The 16,939-nt window shown below is 52.1% G+C and carries 14 protein-coding genes; 6 read left to right on the top strand and 8 right to left on the bottom strand.

The window, feature by feature from the left end:
• The first annotated feature begins 112 nt into the window (after positions 1-112).
• The 5 genes from pcaB (at position 113) to OH663_RS17390 (ending at position 7,495) form a co-directional block, all read left to right on the top strand.
• Positions 113-1,465 (top strand): 3-carboxy-cis,cis-muconate cycloisomerase, encoded by a 1,353-nt coding sequence (gene pcaB / locus OH663_RS17410; protein ID WP_200010650.1) that lies wholly within the window; start codon positions 113-115, stop codon positions 1,463-1,465.
• A gap of 33 nt (positions 1,466-1,498) precedes the next feature.
• Positions 1,499-2,920 (top strand): DASS family sodium-coupled anion symporter, encoded by a 1,422-nt coding sequence (locus OH663_RS17405; protein WP_048221798.1) that lies wholly within the window; start codon positions 1,499-1,501, stop codon positions 2,918-2,920.
• Positions 2,921-3,097: 177 nt separating this feature from the next.
• Entirely contained in the window at positions 3,098-5,248 is a 2,151-nt protein-coding gene (gene dinG / locus OH663_RS17400) for an ATP-dependent DNA helicase DinG (protein ID WP_200010651.1), read from the top strand.
• A gap of 29 nt (positions 5,249-5,277) precedes the next feature.
• A complete protein-coding gene (gene ybiB, locus OH663_RS17395; protein ID WP_045441178.1) occupies positions 5,278-6,246 on the top strand; it encodes a DNA-binding protein YbiB in 969 nt (322 codons plus the stop codon).
• A 163-nt stretch (positions 6,247-6,409) separates the two neighbouring features.
• Entirely contained in the window at positions 6,410-7,495 is a 1,086-nt protein-coding gene (locus tag OH663_RS17390) for a malate/lactate/ureidoglycolate dehydrogenase (RefSeq protein ID WP_200010653.1), read from the top strand.
• Between the two features lie 98 nt (positions 7,496-7,593).
• On the opposite strand, the gene ybiJ is transcribed toward OH663_RS17390, so the two are convergent.
• The 5 genes from ybiJ to mcbA all read right to left on the bottom strand — a co-directional run bounded on the left by ybiJ (position 7,594) and on the right by mcbA (position 12,058).
• On the bottom strand, positions 7,594-7,854 hold the full coding sequence (gene ybiJ, locus OH663_RS17385; protein WP_045441180.1) for a DUF1471 family protein YbiJ: 261 nt from the start codon (positions 7,852-7,854) through the stop codon (positions 7,594-7,596).
• Between the two features lie 301 nt (positions 7,855-8,155).
• Positions 8,156-8,422, bottom strand: a complete 267-nt coding sequence (locus tag OH663_RS17380) for a DksA/TraR family C4-type zinc finger protein (protein WP_200010655.1) — start codon at positions 8,420-8,422, stop codon at positions 8,156-8,158.
• A 76-nt stretch (positions 8,423-8,498) separates the two neighbouring features.
• Positions 8,499-9,176: a PKHD-type hydroxylase YbiX gene (gene ybiX, locus OH663_RS17375; protein ID WP_045441182.1), complete on the bottom strand. Its 678-nt coding sequence runs from the start codon at positions 9,174-9,176 to the stop codon at positions 8,499-8,501.
• A 43-nt stretch (positions 9,177-9,219) separates the two neighbouring features.
• Positions 9,220-11,505, bottom strand: a complete 2,286-nt coding sequence (locus OH663_RS17370) for a catecholate siderophore receptor Fiu (RefSeq protein ID WP_200010661.1) — start codon at positions 11,503-11,505, stop codon at positions 9,220-9,222.
• 292 nt (positions 11,506-11,797) lie between these two features.
• The gene (gene mcbA / locus OH663_RS17365) at positions 11,798-12,058 is read right to left on the bottom strand and encodes a DUF1471 family periplasmic protein McbA (RefSeq protein ID WP_045441183.1); all 261 of its coding nucleotides are present in this window, start codon (positions 12,056-12,058) and stop codon (positions 11,798-11,800) included.
• Between the two features lie 219 nt (positions 12,059-12,277).
• Between mcbA and rlmF the strand changes: the two genes are divergently transcribed.
• Positions 12,278-13,204 (top strand): 23S rRNA (adenine(1618)-N(6))-methyltransferase RlmF, encoded by a 927-nt coding sequence (gene rlmF, locus OH663_RS17360; protein ID WP_048221794.1) that lies wholly within the window; start codon positions 12,278-12,280, stop codon positions 13,202-13,204.
• Here the strand turns inward: rlmF and ybiO are convergent.
• The 3 genes from ybiO to glnP form a co-directional block, all read right to left on the bottom strand.
• Complete coding sequence (gene ybiO / locus OH663_RS17355; RefSeq protein ID WP_200010663.1) at positions 13,201-15,435, bottom strand: mechanosensitive channel protein; 2,235 nt, start codon at positions 15,433-15,435, stop codon at positions 13,201-13,203. The two genes, rlmF and ybiO, sit on opposite strands and share 4 nt — an antisense overlap.
• A 117-nt stretch (positions 15,436-15,552) precedes the next feature.
• On the bottom strand, positions 15,553-16,275 hold the full coding sequence (gene glnQ / locus OH663_RS17350; RefSeq protein WP_045441186.1) for a glutamine ABC transporter ATP-binding protein GlnQ: 723 nt from the start codon (positions 16,273-16,275) through the stop codon (positions 15,553-15,555).
• Positions 16,272-16,931, bottom strand: coding sequence for a glutamine ABC transporter permease GlnP (gene glnP / locus OH663_RS17345; RefSeq protein ID WP_003035248.1), 660 nt, complete (start codon positions 16,929-16,931; stop codon positions 16,272-16,274). Before glnP ends, glnQ begins: the two co-directional genes overlap by 4 nt.
• Positions 16,932-16,939 lie beyond the last annotated feature (8 nt).

Raw genomic sequence — 16,939 nt, 5'->3', positions numbered from 1 at the left:
CATTTAAATGTACGGACATTGTTGTATGTCTGGACATTGTGGTGGTCTTTGTTCTTCCAACAAACGGCCTGAAACACGCATCTTATCATTATCAGATTTTCCAGGGGGATTTATGGCTTCGAATGTGCTTGATTCTGTTCTGTTCAGGGATTCTTTCGGTACACCTGCAATGCGCGCGGTGTTTGACGATCGCGAACTGGTGCGCAAATACGTGGAAGTGGAAGTGGCATTAGCTAAAGCCCAGGCACGCTGTGGCGTGATACCCGAAGCTGCGGCGCAGGAAATTGCTGAGAAATGCAATGCCGATACGCTTGATTTTGATTTGCTGCGTCATGAAACCGAAATTGTGGGTTATCCGATCCTGCCGCTGGTGCATCAGATTTCAAAACAGGCCGGAGAGTCCGGCGGTTACGTGCACTGGGGGGCGACCACCCAGGACATTATGGACACTGCGGTAGTGCTGCAAATTCGTGATGCTTTTGCATTAATCGAATCCGATATGGACAAACTTCGTGCGGCGCTGGCCGATCTTGCTCGTCGGTACCGCGATACGCCAATGGCGGGGAGAACTCATCTGCAGCAGGCGCTGCCAGTGACCTTCGGTTATAAAGCTGCCATTTGGCTGGATATGTTCGAACGCCATGCCGAGCGTCTTGCTCAGGCGCGTCCACGTGTGCTGGTCGGTGAATTTGCTGGCGCAGCCGGTACGCTGGCATCGTTGGGCGATAAAGGGCTGGCGGTACAAAAAGCCATGATGGAAGAGCTGGGACTCAATGTACCTACGTCTACCTGGCACGTCGCGCGCGATGGTTTTGCTGAAGCCGTAAACCTGCTGGCGGTTATGACTGGTTCTCTGGGCAAGATCGCTTATGACGTGATGCTGATGGCATCAAACGAGTTTGGCGAACTGTACGAGCCGTTTGTTAAAGGACGCGGCGCCAGCAGCACCATGCCGCAGAAACGAAACCCTATCTCCAGTGAGCTGATGCTGGCCTGTGCCAAAGGCGTACGTCAGCAAGCAGGGCTCATGCTGGATGCGATGGTACAGGACCTGGAACGGGCAACCGGGCCGTGGCATGCCGAGTGGATTGCTATCCCGGAAAGTTTCGTCCTCAGCGCGGGGGCGTTGCATCAGGCCAACTTTATGCTGGCGGGGCTGGTGGTTGATGAAGCGGCGATGAAACGTAACCTCGGTATGACCAATGGTTTGATTGTGGCCGAAGCGGTCATGATGGGTTTGGCGCCATATATTGGCCGTCAGGATGCGCATGACGTAGTGTACGACGCCTGCCGTATCGTTAATGAACAGGGGGGACGACTGGCCGATGTACTGAATGCGATGCCGTCAGTCTCAGAACGTCTGGATCCGCAGTTGATTGAGGAGCTGACCGACCCGGCAAATTACCTGGGGATGGCACCCGCGATGGTCGATCAGGTGCTGGCCAAATATATGTCGCGGAAATGAATTATCTCGGGCTAACGGAATAAGGATATTTTTATGTCAACGAATTCTGTCACGGGAAAATCCATTCTGTCATTCCTGATACCGCTGGCTATTGGCGGAATCATTTGGTTTTATCCCGTACCTGAGGGGCTGACGCCTCAGGCCTGGCATATGTTTGCTATTTTTGCCGCCACTATTGCCGCCATTTTGACCCAACCGCTCCCTTCGGGGGCGGTCATGTTGATTGCGCTTTGCGTGGTGATTTTTACCAAAACGTTGCCAGAGGCGAAAGCGCTTTCCGGGTTCGCTTCCGGCACGGTATGGCTCATCTTCTGCGCCTATGTCCTTTCTCTGGGGTTTGTCACCTCGGGTCTGGGGAAACGTATTGCGTATAAGATGCTGTCGCTTTTTGGCGGTAGCAGTCTGGGTATCGCCTACTCGCTGGGGGTTTCCGATCTGATTATGGCCCCGGCAATGCCGTCGGTGACCGCGCGTTCCGGGGGGATTATTTTCCCTATCACGCGTTCAATTAATGATGTGCTGGGCTCGGCTCCTGGGGTAACGGGCAAACGTATTGGCGATTTCTTAACCATGGTGTGCTTTCAGTTTACGCCGATTACCGGGGCGATATTTCTCACCGGGATGGCGGCGAATCCGCTGGTGGCGAGCCTGGCGAAATCCTCATTAGGCGTTGAGATAACCTGGGGCGGGTGGTTTGTTTCCGCAGTGGTCCCGGCGATGGTTTGTTTTTGCCTGATGCCGCTATTGGTTTATAAGTTGCTGGATCCTGAGCTTAAGCGCACGCCAGAGGCAAAAGCGATGGGTAAGCAGGCGCTGGGGGAACTCGGCGCGATGAGCAGCAACGAGAAAAAAGTCGCTTTCGGCTTTGTGCTGGCGTTGGTTGGCTGGGGCACCAGTTTGATCACAGGATTGTCTGCGACGTCAGTCGGACTGGGATTGGCTGCTTATCTGTTCGCCTCGGGCGCCGTGAGCTGGAAAAGCCTGCTCAATGACCATGCGGCCTGGGATACGGTGATCTGGTTTAGCGTCATTATCAGCCTCGCGACCGGGCTTGCCGATCTGGGCTTTATTAAATGGATGACGATCAAACTGGGTAGCGGTATTCAGGGATTTGGCGCGATAGAGTCCTTTATTATGTTGGGGATCCTCTATATTTACGTCCATTATCTCTTTGCAACCGCGACCGGACATGTAGCGGCGCTGTACGCACCTTTTGCGGCCACCGCGATCGCTGCAGGCGCACCGCCGATGATGGTGGCTATTTGCTTCGGTATTTTCAGCAATCTGATGTGGGGTAATACGGAGTATGGCGGCGGACCTGGCCCAATCTATTTTGCGCAAGGTTATTTTGAACGACCGCGCTTTTACAAAATCAACCTCTGCGTGGTGACGGTGAATGTGATTATCATTTTTGCCGTGGGTATGCTGTGGTGGAAGCTACTGGGATACTATTAACCGATACGCTTATTCGGCCTGCAATATGTATAAATGCAGGCCGGATAAGGCGTAAGCCGACATCCGGCAAAGTGAACCCGAGTTGCGAAGCGCTTTCCAGTTTGGGGGAAAAAGGTACATCCAGCGCCTGAAATGTGCCACAATAGTGGCTGTTTATACAGTATTTCAGGTTTTCTCATGGCATTAACTGCTGCGCTAAAAGCGCAAATTGCCGCCTGGTATAAGGCGCTTCAGGAACAGATCCCCGACTTTATTCCCCGAGCACCACAGCGGCAGATGATTGCTGATGTCGCTAAAACGCTGACTGGAGAAGAAGGGCGGCATCTGGCGATTGAAGCACCGACTGGCGTAGGGAAAACGTTATCGTACCTGATCCCCGGTATTGCCATTGCGCGTGAAGAACAAAAAACGCTGGTGGTCAGCACCGCCAACGTTGCGTTGCAGGATCAAATCTACAGTAAAGATCTGCCGCTGCTGCGAAAAATTATCCCTGATCTGCGTTTTACCGCTGCCTTTGGTCGCGGACGCTATGTCTGTCCACGAAATTTAGCTGCATTAGCCAGTACCGAACCTAATCAGCAGGATCTGCTGGCGTTCCTCGACGATGAACTGACGCCAAATAACCAGGAAGAACAAAAGCGCTGTGCCAGGCTGAAAGGCGATCTCGACAGCTACAAGTGGGACGGGCTTCGCGACCATACGGATATCGCCATTGACGACGGACTCTGGCAGCGTCTGAGCACCGATAAAGCCAGTTGTCTGAACCGTAACTGTCACTACTATCGTGAATGTCCATTTTTTGTTGCCCGCCGGGAAATTCAGGAAGCTGAAGTGGTGGTGGCGAACCACGCACTGGTGATGGCGGCTATGGAAAGCGAGGCCGTTTTACCGGAACCGAAAAACCTGTTGTTGGTTCTTGATGAAGGTCACCACTTGCCAGATGTTGCACGCGATGCGCTGGAAATGAGTGCGGAAATTACGGCACCCTGGTATCGACTCCAGTTGGATCTGTTCAGCAAATTAGTCGGTACCTGCCTGGAGCAGTTCCGTCCGAAAACCACGCCACCGCTGGCTAATCCTGAGCGGCTGAACGCCCACTGCGAAGAACTGTACGAACTGATCGCTTCATTAAACAACATTCTCAATCTGTATCTGCCCGCCACGCAGGAGGCCGAACACCGCTTTGCAATGGGCGAGTTGCCTGCGGAAGTGATGGAAATTTGTCAGCGTCTGGCGAAGTTGACGGAAATGTTGCGCGGTCTGGCGGAACTGTTCCTCAACGATCTCAGCGAAAAAACCGGCAGCCACGATATCGTGCGTCTGCACCGGGTCATTTTGCAGATGAATCGGGCGCTGGGCATGTTTGAAGCGCAAAGCAAACTGTGGCGGCTGGCGTCGCTTGCGCAATCATCAGGTGCGCCGGTGACTAAATGGGTGACGCGCGATGTGCGTGACGGACAGATCCATGTCTGGTTCCACTGCGTGGGGATCCGCGTCAGCGATCAGCTTGAACGGCTGCTGTGGCGCAGCGTACCGCATATTATTGTCACTTCAGCTACCTTACGCTCGCTCAACAGTTTCTCGCGCCTGCAGGAAATGAGCGGCCTGAAAGAAAAAGCAGGAGACAGGTTTGTCGCGCTCGATTCACCGTTTAATCATGTCGAGCAAGGCAAGATCGTTATTCCTCAGATGCGCTATGAGCCATTGATTGATAATGAAGAGCAGCATATAGCGGAAATGGCGGCCTATTTTCGCGAGCAACTGGAAAGCAAAAAACATCAGGGCATGCTGGTGCTGTTTGCCAGCGGGCGCGCGATGCAGCGTTTTCTTGAGCATGTGACCGATCTGCGCCTGTTGTTGCTGGTACAGGGCGATCAACCGCGTTATCGTCTGGTGGAGCTGCACCGTAAGCGAGTGGAAAGCGGTGAACGTAGCGTGCTGGTTGGCTTACAGTCTTTCGCCGAAGGCTTAGATTTGAAAGGCGAGTTGCTGACTCAGGTGCATATCCACAAAATTGCGTTTCCACCTATCGACAGCCCGGTGGTGATTACCGAAGGCGAGTGGCTGAAAAGCCTGAATCGTTATCCCTTTGAGGTGCAGAGTTTACCTGCGGCGTCGTTCAATTTGATCCAGCAGGTCGGGCGACTCATTCGTAGCCACGGCTGCTGGGGTGAAGTGGTTATTTATGACAAGCGTTTATTGACCAAAAACTATGGTAAGCGTTTACTGAATGCGTTACCCATTTTTCCTATAGAGCAACCTGCTGTGCCAGACGTTATAGTAAAACCAAAAGAAAAAGCGAAACCCACGCGCCGTCGGCGGCGTTAACGATGTGAGCAACAGGCAAGGAGTTTTCGATGGATTACCGCAAAATCATTAAAGAGATTGGGCGAGGAAAAAATCACGCGCGTGACCTGGACCAGGATACCGCTCGCGGACTGTATACCCACATGTTGAATGGCGACGTGCCCGATCTTGAGATGGGCGGCGTATTAATTGCGCTGCGTATCAAAGGGGAAGGGGAAGCGGAGATGCTCGGTTTTTATGAGGCGATGCAAAACCATACTATTCGTCTGACACCGCCTGTCGCCAAACCCATGCCAATTGTTATTCCCACCTACAACGGGGCGCGTAAGCAGGCGAACCTGACCCCGCTGCTGGCCATTTTGCTGCATAAGCTGGGCTTCCCGGTGGTGGTACACGGTGTCAGTGAGGATCCGACTCGCGTACTGACGGAAACCATTTTTGAACTGCTGGGCATTGCGCCAACGCTGCATGCCGGGCAGGCACAGGCAAAACTGGATGGGCATGAGCCGGTGTTTATCCCGGTGAGTGCCTTATGTCCTCCACTGGAGAAACAGCTGGCGATGCGCTGGCGGATGGGCGTACGCAACAGTGCGCATACGCTGGCGAAATTAGCCACGCCGTTTGCTGAGGACGTTGCGCTGCGCCTTTCCAGTGTTTCGCACCCGGAATATGTGTCGCGGGTGGCGAAATTCTTTGGCGATATCGGGGGGCGTGGCCTGCTGATGCATGGTACGGAAGGTGAAGTGTATGCCAACCCTCAGCGTTGCCCACAGATAAGCTTGATAGACTATTCCGGCGTTCGGGTATTGCAGGACAGGCAGAGTGATATGCCGGACGAGCCGGTGCCATTGCCAGTGGCAAAAGATCCTGAAACAACGGCTCGCTGGATTGAGCGTTGTCTTGCCGGAAGCGAGCCGATACCGGCCTCGTTGAAAATTCAAATGGCGTGCTGCCTGGTGGCAACCGGCGAAGTCGGGACGCTGGCTGAAGGGGTTACCCGCGTCGAACAATGCTTCTGATTATCTGACTCTTCCGACGGGTCGTTGCCTGACCTGTCGGCTCTTCCCCCTTCCTGTAACGTGAAATTTCTGCACGTTTATTGATCTCCTGGTCATCGTGGCGCAGCATAGTTTGTTGAAAAATAAGAAACACAACAAACACGCAACATAACAGGAGATAACAATGAACAGTGGACATCGCTTCCATGTGCCAACGTTGCACGCTTTTATTCAGGCCGTTTTCCGCCAAATGGGAAGCGTTGAGCAAGAAGCGCGACTGGTTGCCGATCATCTGATTGCCGCGAACCTGGCCGGACATGACTCTCACGGTATTGGGATGATCCCAAGCTATATCCGCTCGTTCTCTCAGGGGCATTTGCAGATCAACCGTCATGCGAAAGTGGTGAAAGATGCGGGGGCGGTGATCACGCTTGATGGCGATTGTGCATTTGGTCAGGTGGCAGCGCATGAAGCCATCACGCTGGGTATTGAAAAAGCACGCCAGTACGGTATTGCAGCTGTGGCGCTACATAACTCTCATCATATCGGGCGAATTGGCTACTGGGCGGAGCAATGTGCGGAAGCGGGTTTTGTCTCTGTTCACTTTGTGAATGTGGTGGGGATTCCGATGGTCGCACCATTCAATGGTCGTGATAATCGTTTTGGCACCAACCCCTTCTGCGTTGTTTTTCCGCGTAAAAATGCCTTCCCGCTGCTGCTGGACTACGCTACCAGCGCCATTGCCTTCGGAAAAACGCGCGTGGCATGGCATAAAGGGGAGCCGGTTGCAGCGGGATGCCTGATCGATGCTGATGGTGTACCGACCACCGATCCGGCTGTCATGCAGGTTTCGCCGCTTGGGTCGCTACTGACTTTCGCCCAGCACAAGGGCTATGCGCTGGCAGCAATGTGCGAAATCATGGGTGGTGCACTTTCTGGTGGTAAAACAACGCACAAAGAAAGTTTACAGGATAGCGCTGACGCCATTATTAACTGCATGACGACTATCATTATTAACCCGGAATTATTTGGCGCACCGGACTGCGATAATCAGGTTTCGGCCTTTGCTGAATGGGTAAAAGCGTCGCCGCATGCTGAGGATGCGCCCATTCTGTTACCGGGTGAGTGGGAGGTGAAAACCCGTCAGGAGCGACTGGCTCAGGGGATCCCGCTTGACGCCGGAAGCTGGCAGGCTATTTGCGAAGCGGCACAGCAAATAGGCATGTCGGATGCCGTGTTGCAGGAATTCCGTCAACAACTGGAACAGTAGGCAAAAAAAAAGCCCGTCCAGTGACGGACGGGCAAACAAAGGGTAACAAACAGGGTCAATGAGGGTTGGAGCATTGGGTACTACAAAAATTCTGTTGGTTATTTGTAGATAACCGCGGTGCCGCTCATTTTGTCTTTGCCGACAGCGGACGTGATGCTGTAACCACTAGCGCCTGCGGCAGCAGCTTTTTCAGCCAGTTTTGCTTCCAGTCCGTCCAGCGTACTGGCACCATCAGCGGATACCACACCAATTTTATTCATGCTTTGTGCCTGGGTTGAAGTAACCGGCTCGGCAGCAAAAGCGCCAAATGACAGGGTAGAGAGGGCGATGGCGGCAACAGCATATTTGATATTTTTCATGATTAATCTCTCGCAGGTTGTTCTGTTAGTCAGTTGTTTTGTTAAGTAGACGTTGTTCTGTCGATGTGAGAAGTATCACGCTTTTTTATGTGAGAGAAAATCGAATAGAATTGACGGCATCCATCAAATAAATTGAATGACAAATAACTTATTGAATATTAATAAATTAGAAGGGGAGATTTACAGTTCTTGCCATTGCACTTTACAGAGAAAGTCTGGACGGCACATTTTGCTACACAGTGTGTGAAAAACCGTGCTCGTAAAGTAAATCGTATGCGCTGAAACTTTCGGTAAAGATAGGTCAACGTAGCTGGCTGTCTTTCGAACCTCTGCGATTATATCCTGAGAAAGCCGAATTATGTGAATCTTTGTCCTGCTGGCAGGTGATGCATAAGCGCACGCCAGGAACGGCCTCACGTCTGGCCTGAGGGATAGGATCACCACATTCCTCACACTCATAAAGACTTTCTCCCGTGGGTAATTCACACCGGGCGCGGGCAACAGCATCTTCAATAGTATTGTTGATCTGTTCGTTTACCGCGTCGTCATTTGCCCATCCGGATGCCATATATGCCTCCCCATAGTCGGTATACAAATAAGTATAGCGAATGCTATGGGTGAAAAACGACCATCAGGGAGACGCATCAGATTTCGGACCATTCACGCAGCAGGTTATGGTAGAGATTGAGCAAGGAAAGGATCTCTGTGTTTTCTCCATGGCGTGACTTCAGGGACTGGATGTTTTTATCCAGTTCAAAGAGCATTGCGCGTTTTTTATCATCACGGATCATAGACTGGATCCACATAAATGAAGCGACGCGAATGCCGCGAGTGACCGGCGTTACACAATGCAGGCTGCTGGAGGGGTAGAGAACCAGATCGCCTGCCGGGAGCTTCACCGCGTGTTGACCGTAGGTGTCATTCACCAGCAGTTCTCCACCTTCGTAACTGTCGGGATCGCTTAAGAATAAGGTGGCAGACAGATCTGTACGCATCCAGCCGTTTTCCGGGTGACTGCGTACCGCACCATCGACGTGAAAACCGTAAGTTTCGTTGTTCTGATAGCGATTGAACAGCGGAGTTGAAAGTGTTTTTGGCAGTGCAGCGGCAAAGAAAAGCGCGTTGTTGTTAACGGCGTTCTGCACTGCTTGTTGCAATGCTGCATAGCGTTCGTCGCGTGTATCAACCTGTTGGTTATTCTTAACCTGCGCCCCCTGAGCGCCCGTGGTTACGCGGCCATCAACCCACCCTGTGGTGCTCAGTTGTTCGCGAAACCAGGTTACATCCTGCGCCGACAGGATGCCGGGAATGTGGTACATCATTAGTGTCTCTCCTGAGAGTGGGGCTTGCGCCCCACGTAATGGATCAGAAATGCATGTTGGCGGTGAGCAGGAAGGTTCTTGGTTCACCTGGATGGTAACGGTATCCGCTCTTGTTGATTGAGGATACGTAATCGGTATCGAACAGGTTGTAGACGTTCAACTGGAAGTCGAGATTGCGGTTCACTCGGTAACCCAGCTTGGCGTCGGCTACCCAGTACCCTTCGGTATAGGATGGTGTACCCACCGCACCGTCAGAGCCGCGATGCATGCTGCCAACGTAGCGTGCGCCTGCGCCTACGGAAACATCATCAGTGGCCTGATACTGGCTCCACAGCGTGAACGCATGTTCCGGAGTATACGGCAGCGAGGATGAGCCATCCTGGGCAACATCTTTACCGTTGTGCACCGTAGCACGCTGCTGGGTATAACCCCCAATCACCTGCCATGCAGGAGTGATATTACCTGCGACAGAGAGTTCGTACCCTTCAACACGTTTCTCTCCGTACTGGGACCAGGTCCCGTCGTCATTCTGTTCAACTTCGTTCTCAATATCCGTGCGGAAAATCGCTGCGGTTAACAGCAGACGTTTATCCAGTACTTCCCACTTGGTGCCGATCTCGCTGGTTTTCGCTTTTTGCGGTTTGAAGTCGGTACGGTTTGCGCTGTTACCTGTTCCGCTCTGGGCAAGGGCGAAGTTGCTGCCGCCCGGCGGTTGCTGAGAAACGGCGTAGTTAATGTAAACGTTGCCGTTATCGGTCAGATGATAAAGCGCACCGGCTTTCCAGTTCACCAGATTATCTGACTTTGCGGTATCAATGGTGGTGACTGGTGACCCTTTAGCTACCCCTGCCGGGCACGCAACTGCGCCACGACCAGAAGCGCCGCATGCAGTCGCGCTGTCATACTCGGTACGATAATTATCCAGTCGGATACCGCCGTTCAGTTCGATATCACGGGTAATTTGCAGGGTGTCGAAGGCGTAAATGCCGAAGGTGTCAGTCTGACCGTTGGCGTTTGCGCCATTGCGGGACAATCCGCCCAGGTTCACGTTGCTGTTGGGATGGTAAATATTAACCGGGGGAGGCGTGAGTGGAACCAGGCCGTAGTTGGTCTGTGTTTCGCGCGTCAACTCTACGCCAGTGCTGATGTCATGCCCGACAGAGCCGGTATAAAATTTTGAGGTCAGGTTAGTCTGGTTAGTCAGGATCTTATTGCTGACATCTTTGGTATTCGACAGGCGTGACCAGGTCCATGTATCGACGCTGCTGGTCGGTTGCGTAATGTTTGACGCACCACCCATTACCGCAGTCATCAGGTAATCCTGTTTAATACGTGACCAGCGCGTGGTGTTACGAATGGTTGTGCTGTCGTTCAGATCATGCTCAAACCGCATAGTCGCGGTGTCGGTCGTCGAGTCGTCGTAATCTGAGTCGGTACCGTAGAAATTATTTGTATCCACTTTCCCGGAATGGTTCAGGGCGGAAGTCCCTGCAGAAGGCGCAGAGTAGCCCGGCAGACCAATTGTGGGAATGCCTCCGTCTGGTGTGTTGTGCTGGGTAACATGCAGATAGTTCAGGTAAAGTCGATTTTCGGTGCCTAGCCCAAAGGCGATAGATGGGGCAACGCCATAGCGCTCGTTTTTAATGTTATCGCGTCCGGCATCGTGCGTTTTTTCGCCCATCAGATTTAAACGTGCCGCAGTGGTGTCACCGATGACCTGGTTGATGTCAAGCGTACCCCGACGGAACCAGGCGCTGCCTACACTGGCAGACGCATCAATTCCAGAGTCGGTGCGCGGCTGTTTGCTGATCATATTGATAGAGCCGGTTGGCGCGCTGCGACCATAATCGGTACCGGAAGGGCCCTTAATCACTTCAACTTGTTCGGTGTTAAAAGTATCGCGTGTGACGCTACCGATATCGCGAATACCGTCAATATAAATGCTGTTTGACGTATCAGCTCCGCGCATATAAACAGCGTCACCGGTGGTGGAGTTTCCGTTTTCACCGGCGAAAAATGCGCCCACACCCGGTACGTTTTTCAGCGCATCGGTCAGATTTGTTGCCCCTTGATCCTTGATAACCTGCTCAGAAATTACCGTCATGGTGCGTGTGGTATCCGCAATCGGACGAGAAAATTTCGGATCGGCAGACTGCGTAGGGGCATACAGCGATGGCTTAGCCGCTTCTACAACCAGCGTATCTTCCTGTTTCTTATCTTGATCACCCGCGGCGACAGCCTGAGCTACCGGAGTCAGGCTAATGCACAACCCGGCAAAAAAGGTGAGGGAGTGAAAACTACTGGACGGCAAATTGCGATTTTTATCCATATTAATGAGTAACTTATTATTTTTTGAGTAGAAGGTTTCACTCATGCGAAGGGACATCTCTGTGGATGTTGTGCCCTGCAGGTCTCGCCGGAATGAAAGATGTAATTGATAATGATTTTGATTAGCATTGCTAATCAGTGCAGCTTTTTAGCATTCATTAATTCAAAAATAAATACATTTATTTACATTGGATTCAAAATTCCAACATGATGGTCACATTTTGTGCGGGTAGTGGTGAGAACATCAAAAAGAAAACTGCATTCAGGGCGAATGCAGTTGAGCTGAGGGTGAGTTACTTATAGATAGTTGCTGTACCATACATCTGGTTTTTGCCGCCAGCAGAATTAACCACAAAGCCTTTTGCGCCTTGCTCCTTCGCTTTTTCCGCTAACTTATCTTCAAGATCGCTCAGGTTGGACGCCCCTGTAGCGGATACTGTGCCGGAAGCCTGTAGTGGACCGGTGGCAGGACTGGTGATGGGCTGTGCAGCAAAAGAAGCAAATGTCATGCCGGTGAGTACGGTAGCGGCAAGTAATGTGAGGCATTTTTTCATGATGATATCATCTGAGAAACAACAGGTAGTACCTGATAAGTTTAGGACGTCATCACATGACAATTAACGCAAAAAATTGATGTTGAACTGCGCATTTTTTGAACAACTCATTTTGTGTTAATCAGCGCTATACCCTAATTAATTCGAGATTCCCTGTTGTGTGTGTTTACCACTTAGCGTTATGCGGGTATCTTACGCCGCTGTTAAAAGGAGAAAGCTATGCCCCCCCAGAAACCGGGATTACACCCACGAAACCGCCACAATGGCCGTTATGATCTTGCGACTTTATGCCAGGTTACGCCCGAACTGACGCAATTTCTCACCCTTACACCGGGTGGTGAGCAGAGCGTTGATTTCGCGAATCCCCAGGCTGTGAAGGCGCTGAACAAAGCATTGCTGGCACATTATTATGCGGTGGCAAACTGGGATATTCCGCAAGGTTTCCTGTGTCCGCCAGTGCCGGGGCGTGCGGATTACATTCATCATCTGGCCGATCTACTGGGGGAAACGACGGGAACTATTCCTGCCAATGCGAGCGTGCTGGATGTCGGGGTGGGGGCAAACTGTATTTATCCGCTTATCGGCGTGCATGAATATGGCTGGCGATTTACCGGTAGTGAGACCAGTGACGAAGCGTTTAGTAGCGCACAGGCGATCATCAACGCTAACCCTGGGTTAACCCGAGCTATCCGTTTGCGTCGTCAGAAAGATGCGTCGGCTATCTTCACCGGTATTATTCATAAAAATGAACAGTACGAAGCCACGCTTTGCAATCCGCCATTCCACGATTCTGCAGCCTCTGCCCGTGCAGGAAGCGAGCGCAAACGCCGCAACCTGGGGCAGGACAAAGATGATGCGCTGAACTTTGGCGGACAGCAGCAGGAGCTGTGGTGTGAAGGCGGTGAAGTGGCATTCATCAAGAAAATGATCGCTGAAAGCCAGACCTTTGGTCGGCAGGTCATGTGGTTCACAACGCTGGTATCGCGCGGTGAAAATTTGCCACCGCTGTATCATGCGTTAACGGACGCAGGTGCGGTGAAAGTGGTTAAAAAAGAGATGGCCCAGGGGCAAAAGCAGAGTCGCTTTATTGCCTGGACCTTTATGGATAACGATCAGCGCCGACGTTTTATGACGCGTAAACGCTAAATCGTAGGCTCAGTTGGCGGCAGTTGCCTACCGGACTGCGTTGAGCTATTTCCCGGTGCAGGCAGTACCTGATAGGTCTGCACCGGCGCGCGAACATTGGCCAGATCAAAATATTTTTTCACCTGACTGTCGAGCGCGAAACGCACGGTCCATTGCTTCAGCGGTAGTGTGGTAAAGGAGACCCGTAGCGTAAACGCCGTATTCGTTAAGCCGACAATTCCGGCGAACGACGGCTCACCGATGATGAGTCCCCGGATATCCTCCATGCCCATCACAGCGGCGACTGCATCTTTTAGCGCCTGATTGGCTTTATCAGCATCCTCATGCCGGTCAACGTCGTAATTGGCGACTACTGACCCAATCCCCCGCACGAAGTTGGCGAAGGTCGTTATCGAAGACCAGGGGATGATATGGTACGCCCCGGTGTCCTGCCGCACGCCTACCGAGCGAATAGACATGCGCTCAACCGTACCGGTTAACGGACCGATGGTAACTAAATCACCGGTGTTCATACCGTTTTCGAACTGGATAAAAATCCCGGTAATAATGTCTTTCACCAGCGTCTGTGAGCCGAAAGAAATCGCCAGACCCAGTGCACCTGCGCCCGCCAGTAACGGAGCGATATTGACGCCAATTTCTGACAGTACGATCATAATGGTGATAGTGCTGATAATCACCGCCAGCGCGTTGCGAAACAGTGTGAGCAGAGTTCGGGTTCGTGCGCTGGGTAACGGGCGGCCATGAATATCCGATGCCAGTCGGTTTTCAATCAGGCTGGCGAGGATCGTCCAGCCGATGGCGGAGAAAAATAATATCAGCGCGATGCGGATCAGGATATCAACCGTTTTTTCGCCCGCGCCGTAATGCAGCCAGTTCCAGAAATCGAACAGACCCCAGGCATTAAGTAGCAGCATTACCGCAACGCAGACGGTCAGGATCCGCGCAACGCTTAATGCCGTCGACAACCAGCCATTGAGTCGTTTTTGTAGTTCCGGATAGCTGCGCTGGGTGTGTGGCGATAGCGTAATCGTTTTGGCTATCCAGCGGGAGAACATACCGGATACAAACGCCGCAATACCGATAATCACCAGGCTGCGTAGCGTCGCGCCCATCATAAATTTCAGGCTGTTGCCTGGATCAAACAGTGAAAAGAAAAACAGCACAATAAAATAAGCACTGGCCAGCCAGTGCCAGACAAGCGCAAAGGCGCGGATAAACAGGCTAAAAAAAGCCAGCGAGCGCTCCGCCAGATTCTGCAAATGCTGTGTTATCTCTTTCTTGTTCCTGAAAATCAGATACAGCGCCCACAGCGTGATACATAACATGATGATAACGTTAGCCATGGCGCCGACCTGCACATTGACCTGATTAGAAATGATGGGAACCGCCACGATAAGTCCATAGCCAATCAGACTGCTTAATGAACTCAGACGCCGATTCCAGTAGCGTGCGCCCGCATCCTGAATGTTGAAGGGGCGTAGTTCTGCCACTGTCGGGCAAAATATCAGGCGCAGAATAGCCTTGAAAAACTCAATCAGCGCGAAAGCATTGAGAAACAAGCTTTGCTGGAAAGCGATGGTACGGCTACCGGCGTTCATTCTGTCACTCAGTATCTGTCCGATAAACAGCGTGAGCGCCAGCAGTAGTAAATCAATGATAAACGCGCCGATGATCATTGCGGGAAGTTGTAGCCAATTGCTGCGTTCGCGGTTTTTCCGCCGCGCCCATTGCCCCATTTTTCGATATAACGGCAACGCACACAGGCGTATCAGCCAGTAAAATCCGAATACCGAAACAGCCAGCATTAAAAAATGGGTCAGGGCATTGGTGAACGTTTGCGAATTAAAGGTTTTATGCGGCGCATCAGTGATGTTGCGATAAAGCTGAGCAAAGCGGCCGGAGAGAGCTTCACCGTAATGACGGCTGATATCAGTAACGTTTTCCAGAACTGTTTTTTCTTCAGTCAGTGTGGGTGGGACGATAGTTGGTACGGGATCGGGAGGAGGCGTTGCCGCGACTTTTCGCAACTGGCCAATCAACTCCTGACGGGAAGCTTCATTCTCCAGAACATCTGCCAGCGCACCGTAGGCGGCTTTCTTTTGTTCAACGTCAGGTTCAGGCGCTGGTTCTGTTTGTGGGCTGGTGGACGCTGTTGACGTCACACCGGGTATTGTCACCGCCTGAGCCGGGACGCTCAGCAGACAAAAGAAGATGAACAGGATCCACCGCATGACTCCTCCCATGAGAAAAGAAATTCAAAAGGATAAGTATAGATGTCAGTGCGGGAGAAAATTGAAATGAGAGGATTCTGGTGTAGAACCTCCCTTCGGGGAAGGGAGGTATTTGTATCAGGAAACGTGCTGTAAAAATTCCTGCAAACGCTGGCTTGGCGGATTTTCAATCAGAGCTTGCGGATTACCATCTTCAGCAATACGGCCCTTATCAATGAAAATCAGACGAGAGGCCACTTTTTCGGCAAAGCCGATTTCGTGGGTCACAATCACCATCGTCATACCTTCTTCCGCCAGATCCTGCATGACCTTCAATACTTCGTGACGCAGTTCCGGGTCAAGTGCTGAAGTCGGCTCATCGAACAGCATCATTTTCGGCTTCACCGCCAGCGCGCGGGCGATAGCTACGCGCTGCTGCTGACCGCCGGAAAGCTCAGAAGGATAGTGATGAGCACGCTCGGCCAGACCAACTTTCGCTAATAATTCTTTGGCCTGTTTCTCTGCCTGCTCTTTCGTCGCTCCACGTACGCGCAGTGGACCAAACATGACGTTTTCCAGTGCCGTCAGGTGTGGGAAAAGGTAGAACTGCTGGAACACCATTCCCGCTTCCTGGCGGATCAATCGTTCGTCTACCTTCGGGTCATTTACCTTCAGGCCATCGACGATCAGTTCACCCGAGGTGATTTCTTCCAGCTTGTTAATGCAGCGTAGTAGCGTGGATTTACCAGAACCGGAAGGTCCGATAATCACCACCACTTCACCCTGACCAATATTCAGGTCAATGTTATGCAGCACCTGGGTTGGGCCAAAATGCTTAGAGACGTTTTTAAATTCAATCACAGGATTTTCATCCTTCTTTCCAGACGACGCAGAATGAAGCTCAGCACCAGCGTAATGATCAGATAGAACACCGCGACGGCGCTCCAGATTTCCAGTGCGCGGAAGTTACCGGCAATGATTTCCTGACCCTGACGGGTAAGTTCAGCGACACCAATGACAATAAACAACGAAGTATCTTTGATACTGATGATCCACTGGTTGCCCAACGGTGGCAGCATACGACGCAGTGCGAGAGGTAAAATAACGTGGCGAATGGTCTCAGTACGTGAGAGGCCAAGCGCCAGTCCGGCTTCGCTGAAGCCTTTATGGATTGAGAGTACCGCGCCGCGCGTGATTTCCGCGATGTAGGCCCCTGAGTTAATCATGATGGTGACAACGGCGGCGCTGAAGGGATCAATACGCAAGTCGTTAAACGCCATTGGCAGGGCGAAGTAGATAAACATCACCTGTACGACGATCGGCGTACCGCGGATGACTTCGATAAAGACCAGCGCAACGTGGTTGGCAATCCAACCTCCGAAGGTACGCGCAAATCCCGCTGCTAGTCCGATGATCAGACCGCCTGCCAGACCGAGGACCGAAATCCACAGGGTCATTTTGGCGCCTTCTATCAAAAGCGGAATGGCGGGCCAGATGGCACTCCAGTCAAACTGCATATGTCGTT

The sequence above is a fragment of the Citrobacter sp. Marseille-Q5395 genome (assembly GCF_947057495.1).
In the GTDB taxonomy this organism is placed as follows: Bacteria; Pseudomonadota; Gammaproteobacteria; order Enterobacterales; family Enterobacteriaceae; genus Citrobacter; species Citrobacter murliniae.
This window is presented reverse-complemented; position numbering and strand designations above follow the sequence as displayed.

What these genes read in the sequence shown, in the direction of transcription:
- ybiO (WP_200010663.1), bottom strand. Translation starts at nt 15,435, where the DNA reads ATGCGGTGGATCCTGTTCATCTTCTTTTGTCTGCTGAGCGTCCCGGCT.
- OH663_RS17370 (WP_200010661.1), bottom strand. Translation starts at nt 11,505, where the DNA reads ATGGATAAAAATCGCAATTTGCCGTCCAGTAGTTTTCACTCCCTCACC.
- glnP (WP_003035248.1), bottom strand. Translation starts at nt 16,931, where the DNA reads ATGCAGTTTGACTGGAGTGCCATCTGGCCCGCCATTCCGCTTTTGATA.
- ybiB (WP_045441178.1), top strand. Translation starts at nt 5,278, where the DNA reads ATGGATTACCGCAAAATCATTAAAGAGATTGGGCGAGGAAAAAATCAC.
- ybiJ (WP_045441180.1), bottom strand. Translation starts at nt 7,854, where the DNA reads ATGAAAAATATCAAATATGCTGTTGCCGCCATCGCCCTCTCTACCCTG.
- rlmF (WP_048221794.1), top strand. Translation starts at nt 12,278, where the DNA reads ATGCCCCCCCAGAAACCGGGATTACACCCACGAAACCGCCACAATGGC.
- OH663_RS17380 (WP_200010655.1), bottom strand. Translation starts at nt 8,422, where the DNA reads ATGGCATCCGGATGGGCAAATGACGACGCGGTAAACGAACAGATCAAC.
- OH663_RS17390 (WP_200010653.1), top strand. Translation starts at nt 6,410, where the DNA reads ATGAACAGTGGACATCGCTTCCATGTGCCAACGTTGCACGCTTTTATT.
- OH663_RS17405 (WP_048221798.1), top strand. Translation starts at nt 1,499, where the DNA reads ATGTCAACGAATTCTGTCACGGGAAAATCCATTCTGTCATTCCTGATA.
- dinG (WP_200010651.1), top strand. Translation starts at nt 3,098, where the DNA reads ATGGCATTAACTGCTGCGCTAAAAGCGCAAATTGCCGCCTGGTATAAG.
- pcaB (WP_200010650.1), top strand. Translation starts at nt 113, where the DNA reads ATGGCTTCGAATGTGCTTGATTCTGTTCTGTTCAGGGATTCTTTCGGT.
- mcbA (WP_045441183.1), bottom strand. Translation starts at nt 12,058, where the DNA reads ATGAAAAAATGCCTCACATTACTTGCCGCTACCGTACTCACCGGCATG.
- ybiX (WP_045441182.1), bottom strand. Translation starts at nt 9,176, where the DNA reads ATGATGTACCACATTCCCGGCATCCTGTCGGCGCAGGATGTAACCTGG.